Source organism: Phenylobacterium sp. (genome assembly GCF_025351295.1).
Taxonomy (GTDB): Bacteria; Pseudomonadota; Alphaproteobacteria; order Caulobacterales; family Caulobacteraceae; genus Phenylobacterium.
Window position 1 is genome coordinate 25,553 of sequence record NZ_JANXWD010000064.1, and the last position, 18,710, is coordinate 44,262.

At 70.4% G+C, this 18,710-nt stretch carries 18 protein-coding genes; 5 read left to right on the plus strand and 13 right to left on the minus strand.

Annotated features, from left to right (window positions below):
- Positions 1 to 66: 66 nt before the first annotated feature.
- Genes Q0R13_RS09540 through Q0R13_RS09555 form a run of 4 tightly spaced genes read right to left on the minus strand, consistent with a single transcriptional unit; the run spans position 67 to position 2,898 of the window.
- On the minus strand, positions 67 to 1,008 hold the full coding sequence (locus Q0R13_RS09540; protein ID WP_293902966.1) for an MBL fold metallo-hydrolase: 942 nt from the start codon (positions 1,006 to 1,008) through the stop codon (positions 67 to 69).
- Positions 1,005 to 1,925, minus strand: a complete 921-nt coding sequence (locus Q0R13_RS09545; protein WP_293902968.1) for a hypothetical protein — start codon at positions 1,923 to 1,925, stop codon at positions 1,005 to 1,007. The genes Q0R13_RS09540 and Q0R13_RS09545 overlap by 4 nt, the downstream gene beginning before the upstream one ends.
- A complete protein-coding gene (locus tag Q0R13_RS09550; protein ID WP_293902970.1) occupies positions 1,922 to 2,431 on the minus strand; it encodes a hypothetical protein in 510 nt (169 codons plus the stop codon). The genes Q0R13_RS09545 and Q0R13_RS09550 overlap by 4 nt, the downstream gene beginning before the upstream one ends.
- Positions 2,428 to 2,898: a YHS domain-containing (seleno)protein gene (locus Q0R13_RS09555; protein ID WP_293902972.1), complete on the minus strand. Its 471-nt coding sequence runs from the start codon at positions 2,896 to 2,898 to the stop codon at positions 2,428 to 2,430. Before Q0R13_RS09555 ends, Q0R13_RS09550 begins: the two co-directional genes overlap by 4 nt.
- A 215-nt stretch (positions 2,899 to 3,113) precedes the next feature.
- Here Q0R13_RS09555 and rutA point away from each other — a divergent pair, with 215 nt between their 5' ends.
- From rutA to Q0R13_RS09575, 4 genes are all read left to right on the plus strand, one after another.
- On the plus strand, positions 3,114 to 4,184 hold the full coding sequence (rutA, locus tag Q0R13_RS09560; RefSeq protein ID WP_293902974.1) for a pyrimidine utilization protein A: 1,071 nt from the start codon (positions 3,114 to 3,116) through the stop codon (positions 4,182 to 4,184).
- On the plus strand, positions 4,177 to 4,893 hold the full coding sequence (gene rutB / locus Q0R13_RS09565; protein WP_293902976.1) for a pyrimidine utilization protein B: 717 nt from the start codon (positions 4,177 to 4,179) through the stop codon (positions 4,891 to 4,893). The genes rutA and rutB overlap by 8 nt, the downstream gene beginning before the upstream one ends.
- Before the next feature lie 129 nt (positions 4,894 to 5,022).
- The gene (gene rutC / locus Q0R13_RS09570) at positions 5,023 to 5,412 is read left to right on the plus strand and encodes a pyrimidine utilization protein C (RefSeq protein ID WP_293902978.1); all 390 of its coding nucleotides are present in this window, start codon (positions 5,023 to 5,025) and stop codon (positions 5,410 to 5,412) included.
- Between the two features lie 144 nt (positions 5,413 to 5,556).
- Positions 5,557 to 6,153, plus strand: coding sequence for a nitroreductase family protein (locus Q0R13_RS09575; RefSeq protein ID WP_293902980.1), 597 nt, complete (start codon positions 5,557 to 5,559; stop codon positions 6,151 to 6,153).
- A 3-nt stretch (positions 6,154 to 6,156) separates the two neighbouring features.
- Here Q0R13_RS09575 and Q0R13_RS09580 read toward each other — a convergent pair whose 3' ends face one another.
- Entirely contained in the window at positions 6,157 to 6,576 is a 420-nt protein-coding gene (locus Q0R13_RS09580) for a cupin domain-containing protein (RefSeq protein WP_293902982.1), read from the minus strand.
- Positions 6,577 to 6,655: 79 nt separating this feature from the next.
- On the opposite strand from Q0R13_RS09580, the gene Q0R13_RS09585 reads away from it, so the two are divergent.
- Positions 6,656 to 8,125 carry an adenosine deaminase gene (locus Q0R13_RS09585; RefSeq protein WP_293902984.1) on the plus strand — a complete coding sequence of 490 codons (1,470 nt, stop codon included), beginning with the start codon at positions 6,656 to 6,658 and terminating at the stop codon, positions 8,123 to 8,125.
- 138 nt (positions 8,126 to 8,263) lie between these two features.
- Here Q0R13_RS09585 and Q0R13_RS09590 read toward each other — a convergent pair whose 3' ends face one another.
- The 8 genes from Q0R13_RS09590 to xdhA form a co-directional block, all read right to left on the minus strand.
- Positions 8,264 to 9,592 carry an NCS2 family permease gene (locus tag Q0R13_RS09590; protein ID WP_293902986.1) on the minus strand — a complete coding sequence of 443 codons (1,329 nt, stop codon included), beginning with the start codon at positions 9,590 to 9,592 and terminating at the stop codon, positions 8,264 to 8,266.
- Complete coding sequence (locus Q0R13_RS09595; protein WP_293902988.1) at positions 9,589 to 10,614, minus strand: purine nucleoside permease; 1,026 nt, start codon at positions 10,612 to 10,614, stop codon at positions 9,589 to 9,591. Before Q0R13_RS09595 ends, Q0R13_RS09590 begins: the two co-directional genes overlap by 4 nt.
- Positions 10,615 to 10,671: 57 nt before the next feature.
- A complete protein-coding gene (guaD, locus tag Q0R13_RS09600) occupies positions 10,672 to 11,979 on the minus strand; it encodes a guanine deaminase (RefSeq protein WP_293902990.1) in 1,308 nt (435 codons plus the stop codon).
- The gene (locus Q0R13_RS09605; RefSeq protein WP_293902992.1) at positions 11,976 to 12,488 is read right to left on the minus strand and encodes an ureidoglycolate lyase; all 513 of its coding nucleotides are present in this window, start codon (positions 12,486 to 12,488) and stop codon (positions 11,976 to 11,978) included. Before Q0R13_RS09605 ends, guaD begins: the two co-directional genes overlap by 4 nt.
- A gap of 148 nt (positions 12,489 to 12,636) precedes the next feature.
- Positions 12,637 to 13,827, minus strand: a complete 1,191-nt coding sequence (locus Q0R13_RS09610) for a urate hydroxylase PuuD (protein WP_293902994.1) — start codon at positions 13,825 to 13,827, stop codon at positions 12,637 to 12,639.
- Positions 13,824 to 14,738, minus strand: coding sequence for a xanthine dehydrogenase accessory protein XdhC (gene xdhC, locus Q0R13_RS09615; RefSeq protein WP_293902996.1), 915 nt, complete (start codon positions 14,736 to 14,738; stop codon positions 13,824 to 13,826). Before xdhC ends, Q0R13_RS09610 begins: the two co-directional genes overlap by 4 nt.
- Before the next feature lie 196 nt (positions 14,739 to 14,934).
- On the minus strand, positions 14,935 to 17,250 hold the full coding sequence (gene xdhB, locus Q0R13_RS09620) for a xanthine dehydrogenase molybdopterin binding subunit (RefSeq protein ID WP_293902998.1): 2,316 nt from the start codon (positions 17,248 to 17,250) through the stop codon (positions 14,935 to 14,937).
- Positions 17,243 to 18,709: a xanthine dehydrogenase small subunit gene (gene xdhA / locus Q0R13_RS09625; protein WP_293903001.1), complete on the minus strand. Its 1,467-nt coding sequence runs from the start codon at positions 18,707 to 18,709 to the stop codon at positions 17,243 to 17,245. The genes xdhB and xdhA overlap by 8 nt, the downstream gene beginning before the upstream one ends.
- Position 18,710 lies beyond the last annotated feature (1 nt).

The following is an 18,710-nucleotide window of genomic DNA, read 5'->3' on the forward strand; positions in this document are numbered from 1 at the left end:
GGTCCGCTCTAGGTCTTGAGGATGCTGGCTGGGCGTCCCGGCTTGAAATGCCGGGACCGCATGGGTTCAGGCCGCCTGGCGCATCGACAGCGACCGCCAGACGCCGGTCATGTCGAGCGGCCCGGCCAGGTCGACGACGCCCCGGCGATAGAGGTCCAGCAGATGGGCCAGCACCGAGTGGGCGGCGGCGGGATGCAGGCGGCGGTCGGTGTCCGCGTACAGGCGCGCGACCAACTGGCGCACCGTGGCCGCCCCGCCTTCGACCAGGGCCATCAGGATCTGCGTCTCCCGCTGACGGCGGTGGTCGATGTAGGCGGCCAGGAACGCGTCCACCTGGCGCACCGCCGGACCGTGGGCGGGGTAGAGGGCGTCGAAGCGACGGGCGCGGATCTTGGCCAGGCTTTTCATATAGGCCCCCATGTCGCCGTCCGGCGGGCTGACCACGCTGGTCGACCAACCCATCACGCAATCGCCCGGGAACAGCGCGTTCTCCTCGGGGAGCGCATAGGCGTAGTGGTTCGAGGTATGGCCAGGCGTCGCCACCGCCTCGATCGTCCAGGTCTGGCCGCGGAAGGTCTGGCGGCGGAAGGTCGGGCCGCGGAAGGTCTGGCCGTCGCGCAGGGCCACATCGGGGCGGAAGCTGAGGTCGTCGCCGGCCTCCAGCCGCTCATTGCCCTGGCTGGGCCGGCAAGGCTGGCCGCCGGCGTAAATCGTGGCGCCCGTCAGCTCGGCCAGCGGCCGGGCGGCGGGCGAATGGTCCAGGTGGCTATGAGTGACGAAGATGTGGGTGATCTGTTCGCCCAGAGTGGCGTTCAGGATCGCATCGAGCTGCCGCGGGTCGTCGGGGCCGGGATCGATCACCGCCACCTCGCCGTGGCCCACGATGTGGGCGCCGGTGCCCGTGAAGGTGAAGGGGCCGGGGTTCTGGGCGACCACGCGACGGATCAGCGGGCTGACCTGGTCGCAGCGACCATATTCGAACTGCATCTCGCGAATGAAAGGGATCATGACGGTTGCTCCGTGATGAGGCGGCGAAGCGCACGGCCCATGCGGGACACGGCGGTGAGCTTGTCGAGGAAGGGCAGGGCGATGGGCGGGCCCATGTCGGTCTTGTTGACGTCGACCACGTAGAGCCGGCCGCTGGTCCGATCGCGCAGGACGTCCAGGCCGCCCCAGTCGAGGCCCATGGCGCGGGCGAAGGCGCCGAGCTTGCCGATCTCGTCGCCGGTGAAGACGTCGCAAGGCCGAACCATGCTGACGCTCGCGTTGTGGTTGGCGAAACGGTCCGCGACCGGGCGGCGCTTGATGAACACCACCACCGGCTCGCCGCCGACGATCGGCGTGCGCAGGTCGACCGCGAGGCCGTCTTCGACGTTGTCGATCAGCCGCTGGTAGGTGCGCCCGGCCCGCGGCGCGAGGGGCAGCTGGACCAGGCGGCCGTCATGAACGCCGTTGTCCTCGCCCTTCTCAACCGCCGGGCCGAGGCCGGCCTCGGGATCGACCGACAACGGATAGCCGAAGACCTCGGCGAACACCTGCGCAACCCGGCTCTTGCTGATGTCCGCGCAGCCGTAGTTGAAGGCGCGCGAATGCAGGGGCTTGGGCGGTCGCGCCACGGTGGCGTCCTCGAAGTAGAAGCTGGCGCAGGCCTCCTCTGGCGTGCGGGCGATCCGCACCCCGTTCCAGGCCGCGGCGGCCCAGATGAGATACCAGGGCCGGGGCCGGTCCGGCGCGAACCAGACCGCGGGGGCCGGCGGCGCGAAGCGGTTGAGCAGCGACTTGCCCCTGACCGCCAGATAGAGCCCGAACCAGCTGGCCGCTTCCGAGGCCAGGGCGCGGTCCAGGGGGATCACCGCCCCGGTCTTCCGGACCTTCAGGGCGCGTCCGCGGACGGAGAAGTCGGAGATCCACGGGGTGTCGCTCATGACCGCGCCATGGCGGTTTTGGCGGGGGCGAAGATCGCCGCCACACGGCCCAGGAACTCGCCGAACTCGCGCCGGCGGAACACGCTCAGCATCAGGATCGAGGCCGCCAGGTTGATGCAGGCCGCCATGAACAGGCCGCCGCCGTCGTGGTTCGGATCCACGCCCAGCGGCGTGAACAGGTGGAAGCTGACCGCCCCGGCCATCACCATGAAGGCCGCCAGCGAGCCGGCCGCCTGCAGGTGGCGCAGGCGCGGCAGCATGCCCAGGACCAGCAGGCTGGCGGCCAGCAGCTCGATCGAGCCGATGACGTACTGCGAGAACAGGCCGGTGTGGGCGAACAGGCCCGGCAGGCCGATGTCGCTGGCCCAGCCGTTCAGCCGGCCGAAGATCACCTGGGTCTTGGGGTGGTCGGTGAACTTATAGCGGAGGCTGTCCAGGAAGATGGCGGCCATGAACAGGGCCAGCCCATGCGGGACCAGCCCGCGAAGACGGGAGATGAGGTTCATTTGAGCACCTGTGGCCAGTTGTGATCGCCCTTGGCGATGTTTCCCGGGATGTCGGCCGCCCAGCGCTGCTGAACCTTGGCGTCGTAGTTCAGGTAGAGCTTGCCGTTGACGATCTTCCAGGCGAGCGGGTCGCCTTTCGCAGTGTAACCCCCGGCCACGGCCCAGGCGCAGTATCCGCCGTATTGCGGCAGGTAGGCGTCGGGGTTGGCCTGGAACCGGGCGAGGTTCTGGGCGGACGAAAAGCGGTACTGGACGCCCTTGTGGGTGGTCGAGAACTTCGCCTCGCCCCTGGCCGGCGCGCCGGCGAAATAGGCGACGGGGTCGTAGCCCTCGAGCGCCAGCTTGGAGAACGGCGGGGTGTAGATCTCAGGCGAGGCCGCGACGGCCGGCGAGGCCGCTGCGGCGACCGGCAGCACGATCGCGAGCGCAGCGGCGAGGGCTCTCAGGTTGAAGGGTCTGCTGGTCAAGTGGGCGTCCTCCCAGTGCCGTCGCCGCCGCGACGCGACCGAACGACCGGTCGACGCTCAAGGTGCCTGGGACGCCCCGCGGGCGCTCATACCGAAAGGTTATGGTTGGGCTTCAGGCGCCGGGCGCGCCGGCGGAACCGGGCGGCGGCGGCGGACTTGCGCTCCACCCCAGCCCGGCGCCAACTGGTCGGCCGCGCAAGGGGGGAGGGGAGCCCATGGACATCGGCGTCTTCATACCGATCGGCAACAACGGCTGGCTCATTTCGGAGACGGCGCCGCAGTACATGCCGTCGTTCGCGCTGAACAAGCAGGTGGTCCAGAGCGCCGAACGCCATGGCTTCGACTTCGCGCTCTCGATGATCAAGCTGCGCGGGTTCGGCGGGAAGACGCAGTTCTGGGAGCACAACCTGGAGAGCTTCACCCTGATGGCCGGGCTGGCGGCGGTGACCGGCAGGATCAAGATCTTCGCCACCGCGGCCACCCTGACCATGCCGGCCCCGATCGTGGCGCGGATGGCCTCGACCATCGATTCAATCGCGCCCGGCCGGTTCGGCATCAACCTGATCACCGGCTGGCAGAAGGCCGAGTACGACCAGATGGGCCTGTGGCCCGGCGAGAGCCACTACAGGGACCGTTACGCCTACCTGGCCGAGTACGCGACGGTGCTGAAAGAGCTGATGGAGACCGGCGTCAGCGACTTCAAGGGTCAGTACCTGCAGATGCACGACTGCCGGGTCAGCCCGAAGCCCACGCCAGGCGTGAAGATCATCTGCGCCGGCTCCAGCGACGAGGGCCTGGCGTTCACGGCGCAGTATGCGGACTACTCGTTCGCGCTGGGCAAGGGGACGAATACCCCGACCGCCTTCGCTCCGGTCAACACCCGCCTGGCCGCGGCCAAGGCCAGGACCGGCCGCGACGTCGCCGCCTACATCCTGTTCATGATCATCGCCGACCAGACCGACGACAAGGCCATGGCCAAGTGGCAGCTCTACCGCGACGGGGCCGACCAGGAGGCCCTGGCCTGGCTGACGAACCAGGCGGCGCCCAACGCCGCGGCCGGAACCTCCAACACCAACACCACCCAGCTGGCCGCCCCGGAGTCTGCGGTGAACCTCAACATGGGCACGCTGGTGGGTTCGTACGAAAGCGTGGCGCGGATGCTGGACGAGGTGGCCGCCGTGCCGGGGACGGCCGGCGTGCTGCTGGTGTTCGACGAGTTCGTGCGCGGCGTGGAGGCCTTCGGGACGAAGATCCAGCCGCTGATGCGGAGCCGCGCGCATGTCTGAGCGGCCCACCGTCCCGCGCGCCGGGGTTGTCACCCTGCCGGCGCGGCCGGAGAACCTGCCCATCAACCCCCGCGAGACCGCGCTGATCGTGGTGGACATGCAGAACGCCTATGCCTCGCCGGGCGGCTACCTGGACCTGGCCGGGTTCGATATCGCGGGCGCGGCGGCGGTAATCGAGAGGATCGCGCTGGCCATCGCGGCGGCGCGGGCGGCGGGCGTGCAGGTGGTGTTCTTCCAGAACGGCTGGGACCCGGACTATGTGGAGGCCGGCGGGCCTGGCTCGCCCAACTGGTGGAAGTCCAACGCGCTGAAGACCATGCGCGACCGGCCGGAGCTGGAGCGGTCGCTGCTGGCCAAGGGGACCTGGGACTATGCCCTGGTGGACCGGCTCAAGCCGCAGACGGGCGACATCGTCATCCCCAAGCCGCGCTACTCGGCCTTCTTCAACACCGCGCTCGATTCGATGCTGCGGGCGCGCGGGGTGAAGACCCTGACCTTCTGTGGCATCGCCACCAACGTCTGCGTGGAGTCGACCCTGCGCGACGGCTATCACCTGGAATACTTCGGCGTGCTGCTCGAGGACGCCACCCACCAGGCGGGCCCGGCCTTCCTGCAGGCGGCGAGCGTCTACAACGTCGAGAACTTCTTCGGCTGGGTATCCAGCACCGCCGACTTCTGCGGCGCGATCGGCCAGGCCCCGCCGGAGTGATAGCGCCGCTCTCCTCCCCCTGCGGGTGAGGAGAGCGAGGCGGTCCACGGAGTTCATGGGTGGCCCCGGACAAGTCGGGCCATGACGATCTAAGATGGGCGTGAACAGCTGATTTCTCGAGGATCCACCATGCCCAAGACCGCCGTCCTGCCGCCCGGGACCCAGAAGCCGATCGCCCCGTTCTCGCCCGGCGCCCTGGCCGACGGGGTGGTCTACGTTTCGGGGACACTTGCGTTCGACAAGGACAACAACGTCGCCCACGTCGGCGATGCCGAGGGCCAGACGCGGCAGGTGCTGGAGACCATCAAGTCGGTGATCGAGACCGCCGGCGGGACCATGGACGACGTCACCATGAACTACATCTTCCTCAAGGACTGGGCCGACTACGCCGCGCTCAACAAGGTCTATGCGGAGTATTTCCCGGGCGACAAGCCGGCGCGGTTCTGCATCCAGTGCGGGCTGGTGCGGCCGGACTTCCTGGTCGAGATCGCCTCCATCGCCCACACCGGAAAGACCTGACCCCGACCCCGCTCATCCCGGCGACGGCCGGGACCCGGATCGCAAACCCAGGGCGCTTCTGGGATAGATGCCGCGCCTTTCGAGCCCACCACACAGCCATCCCATCTGGACCCCGGCCTTCGCCGGGACGAGCGGAAGACGAAGATGACCACAGCGAACAACCGCACCAGCGAGCACGATGTCGACCCGATGTTCCTGGCCCGATGGTCGCCGCGCGCCTTCACCGGCGAGGTGATGCCGCACGATGTGCTGATGAGCCTGTTCGAGGCGGCCCATTGGGCGCCCTCGGCCTTCAACGCCCAGCCGTGGCGGTTCGTCTACGCCCGCCGCGAGACCGCCGACTGGGACCGGCTGTTCGAGGTGCTGATCCCCTACAATCAGCTGTGGGTGAAGAACGCCTCGGTGCTGATGTTCATCGTCTCCGACCGTGCGCGCCGCACGCCGGGCGGCGTGCCGCAGCCGCTGCGCAGCCACGCGTTCGATGCGGGCGCGGCCTGGGCCTACCTGGCGCTGCAGGCCAGCCGCCTGGGCTGGGCGGCCCACGGGATGGCTGGCTTCGACCTCGCAAAATCCTACGAGGTCCTGGGGGTCGCCGAGGCTGACTATCAGGTCGAGGCGGCCATCGCCGTCGGCCGCCAGGCCGACCCCTCAGTGCTGGACGAGGCGTTCCGCGCCCGCGAGGTCCCCAGCCCGCGCAACCCGGTCGCCAGCTTCGCCTTCGAAGGGACGTTCAAGCCCTGAGCTTCAGGTCTTCGGCGACCATTCCGGCGGGGCCAGTTCGAAGCCTGCGAAACGGAAGCCGGGCACGACCACGCAGGCCACCAGGGTCCAGCCGCCCTCAGCCTCCGCGGCCTGCCACTCGCGGGTGCGGACCAGCCTTTGCGGCGACTGGCCGGGCTCCGGGCCCAGCAGCGCCTCGACGATCACCCCGTCGGAGGCGGTCGACAGCCGCAGCGGCGCGCCGGCCTGGAAGATCCACAGCTCCTCAGCGTCCACCCGATGCCAGTGCGAGCGGTGGCCGTCTTCCAGCAGGTACAGGATCGCGGTGCCGGCGGCGCGTCCGTCCGGCATCGCGGCCTCGGACCGCCAGGTCTCGCGATACCAGCCGCCCTCGGGATGCGGCCGCAGGCCCAGGCGTTCGATCATCTCCACGGCGCTCGTCATGGCGCCAGAAAAGGCCAAACCAGCCCGCCGCGCCATCGGAAGCTTGACCGGCGGCGCGAGGTCGGGCGGGTTGCCACGTATGAGACGAATCTTCCTCGCCCTGGGCGCCGCCCTCGTGCTCGCCGCCCCGGCCGCCGCCGCCGCGCCGGACCTCGGCAAGATGAACGCCGCCGAGCTGGCGGCCTTCATGCACGCCTTCCCCAAGGGCGGCGAGTTGCACAACCACCTGGGCGGCGGGACGCCGGCGGAGGCGCTACTGGCCTGGGCGGTCGAGGATGGCCTCTGCGTCGACACGCTCGAGCTGGCGATCCGGCTGGCCTGCTCGGGACCGAACCTCAAGCCGGCCGCCGAGGTCGCCGCCGACGAGACCCTGCGCTCGGCCCTGATCGACAGCCTGACGGTGCGCCACCCCGGGTTTCGCGACCGCTCCGGCCACGACCAGTTCTTCAGCGCCTTCAGCCGCCGCGGCAGCCTGCCGAAACGCGCCGGCGACGCCCTGGCTGAGACCCTGGACGGCCTGGCCCGCCAGAACACCTTCTATGCCGAGCTGATGGTGACGCCACAGATCGCCGCCTCGCGGGGGCTGGGCGCCAAGGTCGGCTGGCGGGGCGACCCGGCGAAGACCCGGGCCGCCCTGAGCGACGCAGGGCTGGAGACGCTGGTCCCCGCCGTGATCGCCGACACCGATGCGATGGAGGGCCGCGCCCGCCAGGTCCTGCGGTGCGGGACGCCACAGGCCCATGCCGGCTGCCAGGTCACCGCCCGCTACCTGTTCCAGGCCATCCGCCAGGGGCCGCCGGAGCAGACCATGGCCCAGCTCCAGCTCGGCGTGGCGGCCATCGCCGCCGACCGGCGCTGGGTCGGGCTGCAGCTGGTGGCGCCCGAGGACAGCCCCGACGCGGTGAAATACTACGACGTCCACATGCGGATCGTCGCTGAGCTCACCGACCGGGGCCGCAAGGTCCCGGTCGCCCTGCACGCCGGTGAACTCACCCTGAAGCTGGTGACCCCGGAGGCGGCGAGCTACCACGTCCGCGACGCGGTGCGGGTGGCCGGCGCCCGGCGGATCGGCCACGGCACGGACCTGCCGAACGAGGTCGGCGCCGACGCCCTGGCCGCTGAGATGGCCGCCAAGGGCGTACTGGTCGAGGTGAACCTTATCTCCAACGGCTCGATCCTGGAGGTGACGCCGCAGGACCACCCCTACGCCTGGCTGCGGACCAAGGGCGTGCCGGTCAGCCTCTCCACCGACGACGCCGGCATCACCCGCAGCGACCTCTCGGGCGACTATGCGACTGCGGTGCAGACTGGGGCCACCTACGACGACCTGAAGACCTCAGCCCGCAACGCGCTCGCCTTCAGCTTCCTGAGCGGCGAGGGCCTGTGGACGGACCCGAACGTCTATCGCCAGCCAGTGGCGGCGTGTACGGGACAGATTGGCGCCGACTCGCCGAAGGGGACCTGCGCCGACCTTGTGGCCGGAAGCGACAAGGCTCGCGAACAGTGGCGCCACGAGCGGCTGCTGAAGGCGTTCGAGGCCGGTCGCTGACCCTGCGCCCCCTCACCGCTTTAGGGTCGCCCTCCCCCGAAGTGTGCCCTTCGGGGGAGGAATTGAACGCGGATAGTTCCTCACCCGCGCCAGCGGGGGAGGGGGACCCCGAAGGGGTGGAGGGGGCGCTGCGGCGGCTTAAGCCTCGAACGCCATGTACACGAACCGCGCCACGAACAGCGCCGCCAGGGCGAACAGCAGCCAGTCGTTCCGGACCACCCGGCGGGCAGCCAGCTTCAGCAGGGCGTAGGCGATCACCCCGAACGCCAGGCCGTTGGCGATGGAGAAGGTGAGCGGGATGGTCACCAGGGTCAGGAAGGCCGGGATCGCCACCACCGGGTCCTCCCAGTCGATCTCGGTCAGCGGCGACATCATCATCGCGCCCACCAGGATCAGCGCCGGGGCGGTGGCCGCCGCCGGGATCACCTGGGCCCAGGGGGCGACGAACAGGGTGGCCAGGAACAGCAGGCCCACCACCACGGCGGTCAGGCCGGTGCGGCCGCCGGCCGACACGCCGGACGCACTCTCGATGTAGCTGACCACCGTCGAGGTGCCGGCCAGCGACCCCACGATGGTGGCGGTGGCGTCGGCCAACAGGATGCGGTTCAGCCGCGGGATGGTCCCATCCGGCTGGACCAGACCGGCCTTCTTTGAGACCGCCACCAGGGTGCCGATATTGTCGAACAGGTCGACGAACAGGAAGACGAACAGGATCTCCAGCAGCGCCAGGCCGAAGCCCTTGCCGCCGACCCCCAGCGCCGCCGGAATGTCCAGCTGCAGCGCCGTGCCGGTCATCTGCGCCAGGCTGTAGGGCTGCGGCGCCCACTCGGCCAGGCCCAGGACCCAGCCCAGGACGGCGGTGCCGACGATGCCGATGAAGATCCCGCCGCGCACCTTCAGCACCGTCAGCACCGACAGGATCGCCAGGCCCAGCAGCGCCAGCTGGGTGGTCGCCAGATGGATGTCGCCCAGCCCGACGAAGGTCGCCTTGTTGGCCACCACGATCCCGGCGTTGCGCAGGCCGATGAAGGCGATGAACAGGCCGATCCCGGCGGCGATGGCCGAGAATAGCGCCCGCGGTATGGCGCTGACGATCAGCTGCCGCACGCCGACCACCGTGAGCAGGATGAACAGGACGCCGGAGATGAACACCAGCCCCAGCGCCGTCTGCCAGGGGATGTGCATGGCGCCCACCACGGTGAAGGCGAAATAGGCGTTGAGCCCCATGCCGGGCGCCAGCGCGATCGGATAGTTGGCCAGGAACCCCATCAGCAGGCAGCCGACCCCGGCCGCCAGGCAGGTCGCCGCCGCTACGCCGGCCAGCGGCATGCCGGTGGTCGACAGGATCGCCGGATTGACCAGCACGATATAGGCCATGGTCAGGAAAGTGGTGGCCCCGGCCAGCACCTCGGTCTGCAGGCTGGACCCGCGCGCGCGAACCTGGAACGTGCGCTCCAGGAAACTCACGGTTTCGCCTGCGGGATCGTGGTCCCGTACCGGTCCCAGCCGGCGACCAGGGCCTTCACCACCGGCGATCCCACGAGATAGGCCGCCTCGAAGGCCGCCGCCGCGCCGCCTTCGGTGAACTCCACCACCTGTGCCTCCCCGTCGCCCTCGCGGGTGTAGTTGCTGCCGGTGCGCAGCATCAGCACGCGGCGGATGTCCAGCTTGCCGGCGTCGCCGAACAGGGTGAGCACGTCCATGATTCCCTGGTCCTCGCACGCGCTCATGGCGAACACGCCGTGGCCGTCGGTCCAGATCTTCACCCAGTCGCGGGCCCACTGGGTGCGCAGGTCGCCGTGCCAGAAGCGCACCGTGCCCAGGTCGTCGCCGATGAACACGTGCGGCAGCGTCTGGGCCGCGGGCTCGCTCTTGAACCGGGCGCGCGTGGCGGCCAGGTGCGGATTGTCGGCCAGCGGTACGTCCTTGGTCAGCTGATAGGCCCATTGGGTCAGGCCGGGGTCCATCCGCCAGACCATGCCGCTGGAGCCCGGCGCGCTGCCCTTGATCCCCGGCCGGGGCGTGGCCAGTGCATAGAGGCCCCACGGCCAGTCCTTCGGCGTCTCGCGGTCGTCGAGCTCGAAGATCGGGTCTGCGTCGACCACATAGTTGGCCCAGGCGGCGCTGCCGATCGAGCCGGCGCGCGGGTCGACGCCGGCGATGCCGGCCACGATCCAGTAGGCGTGGCTGAGGTCCAGCTCAGGGTCCAGCAGCAGGGCCGCGACGCTCTCCCGCGCCCGGGCGCGCATGCCGGTGACCACCCCCAGCACGCCATCCTCCGAGTAGAGCACCCGGCCCTCGATCCCGGGGACCTTGAGCGGGTGGGTGAGGGGATAGCGCGCCGCCCAGGCCTGGAACTCGCCGGATTTCTTGGCGGCCGAGGCGCCGGACTCGAACGTGGTCAGCACCACCACCTTGACCAGCATCGGCTTGGCCAAGGCCAGGCCAGGCGCGAGCAGGGCCGCGATCAGGACGAGCAGGCGAAGCATGTGGACCCCCGTATTCCGCAGCCATAGTCGGCCGCGCGCCCCGTCGGCGGCAAGGGCTCAGGCGCCGTCGCGGCGGTGGGCGAGGCGGCCTGCCAGATATGTACGCTCCACCGCCCGATCGTCGGCCAGGATCGAGAGCACGAACAGGGTCTCGGCCAGCGTCTTCGCCTTGGCGGTCCGCCGCGCCAGCAGCGGCGTTGCGGCCAGGTCCAGCACCAGGAAGTCGGCCTCCTTGCCGGGGACCAGGTTGCCGACCTTGTCGTCGATGTGCAGGGCCTTCGCGCCGGCCAAGGTCGCCAGGTAGAAGGCGTGCAGCGGGTCCAGGTTGTCGCCGCGCAACTGACCCACCTTGTAGGCTTCGCCCATCATGTGCAGCAGCGAGAAGCTGCCGCCGCCGCCGACGTCGGTCCCGAGCGCCGTGTTCATGCCACAGGCGCAGGCCTGTTTCAGGCTGAACAGGCCGCTGCCCAGCAGCAGGTTCGACGAGGGGCAGAAGGCCGCCGAGGCGCCGGCCCTGGCCAGGCGGGTCAGCGCGTCGTCGGTCGAGTGGACACAGTGGGCGAACACCGAGCGCGGCCCGACCAGGCCGAAGCGGTCGTAGACGTCCAGGTAGTCGCGGGCGTCGGGGAACAGCCGGGCGACCTCGGCGATTTCGTCCAGGTTCTCCGACATGTGGGTCTGGACCAGCACGTCCGGATGGGCGGCGGCCACCTCGCCGGCCATGGCCAACTGGGTGTCGGTCGAGGTCACCGCGAACCGCAGCGTCACCGCATAGCCCAGCCGCCCGCGGCCCCGCCAGACGCGGATCAGCGCCTCGGTATCGGCGCGACCGCTCTCGACGGTGTCGGTCAGCCCGGCCGGCGCGGCCCGGTCCATCAGCACCTTACCGGCCACCAGGCGCATGTCGCGGGCCAGCGCGGCCTCGAACAGGGCGTCCACCGAGCCCTTGTGGACCGTGCAGAACACCAGGGCGCTGGTGGTGCCGTTGGCCAGCAGCTGGTCCAGGAAGAAGGCCGCCGTGGCGTCGGCGTGCGCCCGGTCGGCGAAGGCCTGCTCGGCGGGGAAGGTGTGGGTGTGCAGCCAGTCCAGCAGCTGGGTCCCCCAGGCGGCCATCACGTCCACCTGCGGATAGTGGACGTGGGCGTCGACGAACCCCGGCGTGATCAGCCGGCCGGGAAGCTCGATGACCTCGGTCCCGCCGGCCAGGCCCTGCGCCAGGTCGGCATAGGCGCCGAACGCCGCCACATGCCCGTCCTCCACCACCAGCAGGCCGTCGGGATGGTAGGAGGACGCCTCGCCCGCCGGCGCGCGGCTGGGGTCGTCCAGCATGTGGAGCAGGGCGGCGCGGTAGGCCTGGCGGCTCATGCTCGGTCCGTTTGGGGGGTGACGGCGATCCAGTCCGCCTGCGCCAGCTCGATCTCGTCCAGGTTCTTGCCCATCGCGCCGTCGCGATCGATGACCACGAAGTCGCTCTCGGCCTCCAGGGCCAGCAGGAAGTGGTGCCACACGCCCTTGGCGTAGTTGACCCCCTGGCTGGCCGTCGCGCGGAACACCCGGACTTGGCGCACGTCGAACGCGCCCCGCGGCGCGACCGCCACCAGATAGGGCCGCCCCTGCATGGGGATGAAGGCCTGGCTGCCCAGCGGATGGCGCTCGAAGATCTTTAGCACCAGCGGCGCGAGAGGTTTCGACCGGAACAGGCTGACGATAGTGTGGCCGCCCTCGTCGCGGGTGTCGATCCCGGCGAGGTCGTTGAACCGCGTCGTCCAGCCATAGTTGATAGGGACGACCTCGGCCGCGCCAGCGGCCTCGATCACATCCCCGAACGGCGCGAACGCGTCGGCGGTCAGGGGTTCGGGAACCAGTTCGCGCATCACATAAACCGCTCATCCCGGCGAATGCCGGGACCCAGATGGGATCGCTCAGGGGTGGGCTCGATCCGCTCGGCGCTCTTCCAACCGGTCACGGACGCTTCTCGATCTGGGTCCCGGCATTCACCGGGATGAGCGGAGAAAAATGACATCACTCCCCCTTCGCCCCGGCCTTGATCCAGGCCCCCAGACTGGCGCGCTCGGCGTCGGTCATCCCCGTCTCGTTGCCCAGCGGCATCGACTGGCTCACGACCGCGCGTTCGTAGATCTTGTCGGCGTGTTTCCGCAGGCCCTCGGGCGTATCGAACATCGCCCCGCTGGGCGCCGCGGGGATGCCTTTGTGGGTCGGGTGGGCGGCGTGGCATATGATGCAGTGCTTATCGACGATCAGCCGCACGGCGGCATAGGTCGGGACCGCGACCGCCTCGGGGGGTTTGGGCCGCACGGACTCGTTCAGCACAGCCACGGCGAGAAAGGCCAGGGCGCCGAACGCCAGCACCTGCGGCTCCATACGCCCGGCGTTCTTCAGGTTGAAGAAATGGCGGATGCTCCAGCCGGCGATCCCCAGCCCCGCCAGCCACAGCCAGTTCAGCGGCGCGGCGAAGATCATCGGGTAGTGGTTGCTGATCATGATGAACAGCACCGGGAGCGTCATATAGTTGTTGTGGACGCTGCGCTGCTTGGCCTGCTGGCCCAGCGCCGGGTTGGGCGCCTCGCCGGCCAGCACCTGGGCGACCACCTTGCGCTGGTTGGGGATGATGATCAGGAAGACGTTGGCCACCATCACCGTGCCGACGATCGCGCCTACGTGCATGAAGGCGCCCAGGTCGGAGAAGATGCGGGTCAGGCCATAGGCCGCGGCGGTGAGAAGAAGAAACCAGACGACGCTGAAAACCTTCATGTTCTGGCCGGCCGGAGAGCGGCACAGAGCATCGTAGATCAGCCAGCCGCCGGCCAGGCTGCCCAGGCCGATCAGGATCGCCTGCCAGGCGTCCAGCGGCAGCTTGTTGCGGTCGACCAGGTTGAGGTCCGCGCCGACGTAGAAGATCAGCGCCAGCAGCAGGAAGCCGCTGATCCAGGTGGTGTAGGCCTCCCACTTGAACCAGTGCAGTTCGTCCGGCATGTCGGACGGGGCCACCATGAACTTCATCTGGTGATAGAAGCCGCCGGAGTGGACGCTCCACAGCTCCCCGGCCACGCCCACGCCGCGCGGCTGCGCCGGGGCTTTAAGGTGGCTGTCCAACCACATGAAGTAGAACGATGATCCGATCCAGGCGATACCGGCCACGAGGTGCAGCCAGCGGATCACCAGGTTCGCCCAGACCCCCCAATCTGCGATCACGCCGCGCCGTCCTCCGTCAGTTTCAAGAGCTCGGCTGCCAGCGAGACGGCGATCACCGCCGGCGCCTTGCTCTTCAGCCCGGCGATGCCGATGGGGCAGGTGAGGCGGGCGAGGGCGGCCTCGGCGATCCCGTCATCGCGCAGCCGCCGCTCGAACCGCGCCCGCTTGGTCTGCGAGCCGATCAGGCCCAGGTAGCGGAAGTCGCCGCGCCGCATCGCCGCCCGCGTCAGCCGATAGTCCAGATCGTGGCTGTGGGTGAAGATCGCGAACAGGGTGTCGGCCGGCGCGGCGTCCACGGCGTCCTCCAGGTCGTCCTCTGTCAGGATGTCGGCGCTGGCGCCGCTGGCCTCGGGGCGCAGGTCCTCGCGGCTGGCCAGCCAGTCGAGGTGGAAGGGCAGGGGCTGGAAGGCGCGCGCCACCGCCTGGGCCACATGCCCGGCCCCGAAGATCACCAGCCGGGGTAGGGCGGGACGGATGGTTTCGGACAAGCAGCGCACCTCCGCGATCGGCGTGCGCGGGCCGTCCGAGCCGTGTGGCCCCGGCCCGCCGACCCGCCGTCGCATGCGGCCCGCTTCGAACTTCGCGGTCAAGGCGAACGCGGTGCGCACGGCCGCCGCGGGCTCCAGCCAGCCCAGGCTCTGGGCATCGACGCGCTCCACCAGCAGCCGCACATGCCCGCCACAGCACTGGCCCAGCAGCGGGCCCAGCGGACAGTCCTGCAGGGCGTGGCGGCGGTCGTGGTGGGTGAGCAGCCGGCGCGCCTGGTCCAGCCCCTGCCGCTCCAGCGACCCGCCACCGATGGTGCCGGTGAACCGATCCGGCCAGACCAGCATCCGCGCGCCGAGTTCGCGCGGGGTGGAGCCCTGCGCGCCGACAATGGAGACCATGGCCAGCGCCTCTCCGCGGCGCACGGACGCCAGCGCCTGCGAAATCCAGCCGATCGGCCCGTTCTCCTCACCCGTAGGGGGAGAGGGACCATCCGAAGGATGGTGGAGGGGGAACGCCCCCGGCACAGGCTCCGCTGGCAAGTCCCCTCCACCACGCTGCGCGTGGTCCCTCTCCCCCTCCGGGTGAGGAGAGAAGCGGCCTTCTGCGTTGACAAGGTCCCTACCCACCGGCCCGGCTCCGCACATCGTTCACCGCCGCCAGCACCCGCTCCGGCGTCGCCGGCGCATTCAGGTCCGGCATCACCCGATGCCCGCCCACGCTCGCCACCGCATCGGTCAGGGCCGAGAACACCGAGATGGCCAGCATCAGCGGCGGCTCGCCCACCGCCTTGGAGCGCCCCACCGTGGCCTGGCGGTTCTCGCCGGGCGCCCACAGCGCCAGGTTGAAGATGTCCGGCCGGTCGCCGGCGGTGGGGATCTTGTAGGTCGAGGGCGCGTGGGTGGTCAGCCGGCCCTTGGCGTCGAACACCAGTTCCTCGGTGGTCAGCCAGCCCATGCCCTGGATGAAGCCGCCCTCGATCTGGCCCAGGTCGATGGCCGGGTTCAGCGAGCGGCCGACGTCGTGGAGGATGTCGACGCGGGTGACCTTGTTCTCGCCCGTCAGGGTGTCGACCACCACCTCCGAACACGCCGCGCCATAGGCGTAATAGTAGAACGGCCGGCCCTGGTGGGCGGCGCGGTCGTAGTGGATGTCCGGGGTCTTGTAGAAGCCGGCGGCCGACAGCGAGACCCGGGCCAGGTAGGCCTCGTTGACGAACCCCTGGAAGCTCGTCAGCCGCTCGCCGACCTGGACGCCCTGCGGCGTGAACACCGGCGCGGCCCCGAAGGCGTCCAGGGCATAGGTCGTCAGCCGGTCCTTGATCGTCTCGCAGGCGTTGAGCGCCGCCATGCCGTTGAGGTCGCTGCCGGACGAGGCGGCGGTGGCCGAGGTGTTGGGCACCTTGTCGGTGCGGGTGGAGGTGATCCGCACCGCGGCCAGGGGGACCTGGAAAGCGTCGGCGACCACCTGGGCCACCTTGACGTTCAGCCCCTGGCCCATCTCGGTGCCGCCGTGGTTCAGGCTGATCGAGCCGTCCGTATAGATGTGCACCAGGGCCCCGGCCTGGTTCAGGTGGGTGGTGGTGAAGGAGATGCCGAACTTCACCGGCGTCAGCGCCAGGCCGCGCTTGAGATCATCGTGCTCGGCGTTCCAGGCGGCGACCGCGGCGCGGCGGGCGCGGTAGTCGCAGGACACCTCCAGGTCGCGCATGATCTCCAGCGAGACGCTGTCGATGACCGTCTGGCCGTAGGGCGTCAGGTCGCCGGAGACGCCGTAGAGATTGGCCAGGCGCACATCCAATGGGTCCTTGCCGAGCGTCAGGGCCACGGCGTCCAGCGCGCGCTCGATGGCGATCATCCCCTGCGGCCCGCCGAAGCCGCGGAAGGCGGTGTTAGAGACGGTGTGGGTGCGCGCGCGATGCGAGACGATCTCGGCGGCCTGCAGGGCATAGGCGTTGTCGGCGTGGAACATCGCCCGGTCGTTGATCGCCTGGCTCAGGTCGGCCGAGTGGCCGCAGCGCGACGCCATCTCGAACGCCGCGCCGCGCAGCCGCCCGTCGCCGTCGAAGCCCATGGTCCAGTCGATCTCGAAGTCGTGCCGCTTGCCGGTCATGACCATGTCGTCGTCGCGGTCGAGGCGGATCTTGGCCGGCCGTCGGGTTCTGAGCGCGGTCAGCGCCGCCATGGCCGCCCACTGGACCGACTGGGTCTCCTTGCCGCCGAACCCGCCGCCCATCCGCCGGACCTCGACGGTGATCGCCGCGTCCGGGCAGCCCAGCACGCGGGCGATCACATGCTGGGTCTCGGTGGGATGCTGGGTCGAGGTCCAGACGTGCAGGTCGTCGCCTTCGCCGGGGATCACCAGGGCGACCTGGCCCTCCAGGTAGAAGTGCTCCTGGCCGCCCACGCTGAGGTGGCCGGAGACCGCATGCGGGGCCACGGCGATGGCGGCCGGGGCGTCGCCCAGGCGCATGACCTGGGTGGCCTCGATCAGCGACCGGGCCTCAAGCGCCGCCTCCGTGGTGAGCAGGGGCTCGAGGTCGATGTACTCGACCACCGCCAGGGCTGCGGCGGCGCGGGCCTTGGGCAGGGACTCGGCGACGACGCAGAACAGCGACTGGCCCATGAACCGCACCACATCCTCGGCGAACAGCGGGTCGTCGCCGGCGAAGGGGCTGATGTCGTTCTTGGCCGGCACGTCGTCGGGGGTGAGCACCAGCACCACGCCCGACGCCGCGCGGACGGCGGTCAGGTCGAGCTTTGCCACCCGGGCGTGGGCGCGGGCCGCCTGGCCGACGTAGAGGTGCAGCAGCCCCGGCGGCTCGGGGATATCGTCGATGTAGAGCGCCTCGCCGCTGACGTGGCGCGGGGCGCTGTCGTGGCCGATCGGCGCCCGGAGCACCGGCAGGACGCGCGCGGCGGCGCCGGAGTCAGCCATAGGCGACCGCCTGCGCGTCGCGAAGGCTCGGGCGCACCTCCGCGGCGTCGAGATAGGCGCGCAGGATCATGTTCCCGGCGGCCTCCAGCCGGTAGCCGGCCGAGGCGCGCATGTCGTCGATCGGGGCGAAGTCGTCGGCCAGTTTGGCGATGGCCGCCTCAACCGCGGCGCGGGTCCAGGGCTGGCCCACCAGCGCCGCCTCGCAAGCAGTGGCGCGCTTCGGCGTCGCCGCCATCCCGCCGAAGGCGATACGGGCGTCGGTAACCTGGCCGTCCGCCACGCCGATGGAGATCCCGGCGCAGACAGCTGAGATGTCCTGGTCGAACCGCTTGGAGAGCTTGGCGATCTGGAAGACGCGGCCCTTCGCCGGCTTCGGTACGATCACCGCCTCGACGAATTCGCCCGGCCGGCGGTCCTGGCGCCCATAGGCGAGGAAGTAGTCTTCCAGCGGCATCTGCCGCCGCACCTGCCCCTGGCGCATCGCCAGCGTCGCCCCGGCGGCGATCAGGGCCGGCGGCATGTCGCCGATCGGCGAGCCGTTGGCGATGTTGCCGCAGACGGTGCCCAGGTTGCGCACCTGCAGCCCACCCAGGCGGCGCAACAGCTCGCCGAACGCCGGGTGCAGCCTCGCCAGCCCCGCGTGCGCGTCGGCGTAGCGGACGCCGGCGCCGATCCGAACCGCATCGCCCAGGTCCTCGACGACCCGAAGGTCGGCGGCGTCGTTGAGGCAGATAACGGTGTCGAGAATGCGCTGCTGCTTGGTCACCCACAGGCCGACGTCGGTGCCGCCGGCCAGGATCGTGGCGTCGGGGTTGGCCGCGAAGACCGCCGCCAGTTCGTCGGCGCTGCGCGGGCTGAAGAAGCGACGGCCCTTATGCTCCAGCGCCAGCCCCTGCGTCGGCCGGATCGCCGCCAGGGCTGTGGCCAGGCCGGCGACGACCGAGGCCTCCGGGTCCGCGCCCATCGCCTGCCCGGCCGCCAGGATCGGGCCGTAGCCGGTGCAGCGGCAGAGGTTCCCGGCCAGCATGTCCTTCAGGCTCTGCGGATCGGTCGCCGCGCCCTCCCGCTGGTGGGCGTAGAGGCTCATCACGAAGCCGGGCGTGCAGAAGCCGCACTGCGAGCCGTGGCTGTCGACCATCGCCTGCTGCACCGGATGCAGCGCGCCCTCGCGCCCCAGGCTCTCCACGGTGAACAGCGCCCGGCCGTCCAGCATCGGGGCGAACAGGATGCAGGCGTTCACCGCCCGGAAGCGGACAGGCTGTCCTGCGGGCCCGCCCTCCAGCTCCTCCAGCTCGGCCAGCGCCACGGTGCAGGCCCCGCAGTCGCCCTCGGCGCAGCCCTCCTTCGTGCCCGTCCGGCGCAGATGATAGCGCAGCAGATTCAGCACCGTCAGCGTCGGGTCGATCCCCCACAGCTCGCGCACCTGCCCGTCCAGCAGGAAGCGGATCGGCCGGCCCACC

What these genes read in the sequence shown, in the direction of transcription:
- Q0R13_RS09540 (WP_293902966.1), bottom strand. Translation starts at nt 1,008, where the DNA reads ATGATCCCTTTCATTCGCGAGATGCAGTTCGAATATGGTCGCTGCGAC.
- Q0R13_RS09545 (WP_293902968.1), bottom strand. Translation starts at nt 1,925, where the DNA reads ATGAGCGACACCCCGTGGATCTCCGACTTCTCCGTCCGCGGACGCGCC.
- Q0R13_RS09550 (WP_293902970.1), bottom strand. Translation starts at nt 2,431, where the DNA reads ATGAACCTCATCTCCCGTCTTCGCGGGCTGGTCCCGCATGGGCTGGCC.
- rutA (WP_293902974.1), top strand. Translation starts at nt 3,114, where the DNA reads ATGGACATCGGCGTCTTCATACCGATCGGCAACAACGGCTGGCTCATT.
- rutB (WP_293902976.1), top strand. Translation starts at nt 4,177, where the DNA reads ATGTCTGAGCGGCCCACCGTCCCGCGCGCCGGGGTTGTCACCCTGCCG.
- rutC (WP_293902978.1), top strand. Translation starts at nt 5,023, where the DNA reads ATGCCCAAGACCGCCGTCCTGCCGCCCGGGACCCAGAAGCCGATCGCC.
- Q0R13_RS09575 (WP_293902980.1), top strand. Translation starts at nt 5,557, where the DNA reads ATGACCACAGCGAACAACCGCACCAGCGAGCACGATGTCGACCCGATG.
- Q0R13_RS09580 (WP_293902982.1), bottom strand. Translation starts at nt 6,576, where the DNA reads ATGACGAGCGCCGTGGAGATGATCGAACGCCTGGGCCTGCGGCCGCAT.
- Q0R13_RS09585 (WP_293902984.1), top strand. Translation starts at nt 6,656, where the DNA reads ATGAGACGAATCTTCCTCGCCCTGGGCGCCGCCCTCGTGCTCGCCGCC.
- Q0R13_RS09595 (WP_293902988.1), bottom strand. Translation starts at nt 10,614, where the DNA reads ATGCTTCGCCTGCTCGTCCTGATCGCGGCCCTGCTCGCGCCTGGCCTG.
- guaD (WP_293902990.1), bottom strand. Translation starts at nt 11,979, where the DNA reads ATGAGCCGCCAGGCCTACCGCGCCGCCCTGCTCCACATGCTGGACGAC.
- Q0R13_RS09605 (WP_293902992.1), bottom strand. Translation starts at nt 12,488, where the DNA reads ATGCGCGAACTGGTTCCCGAACCCCTGACCGCCGACGCGTTCGCGCCG.
- xdhB (WP_293902998.1), bottom strand. Translation starts at nt 17,250, where the DNA reads ATGGCTGACTCCGGCGCCGCCGCGCGCGTCCTGCCGGTGCTCCGGGCG.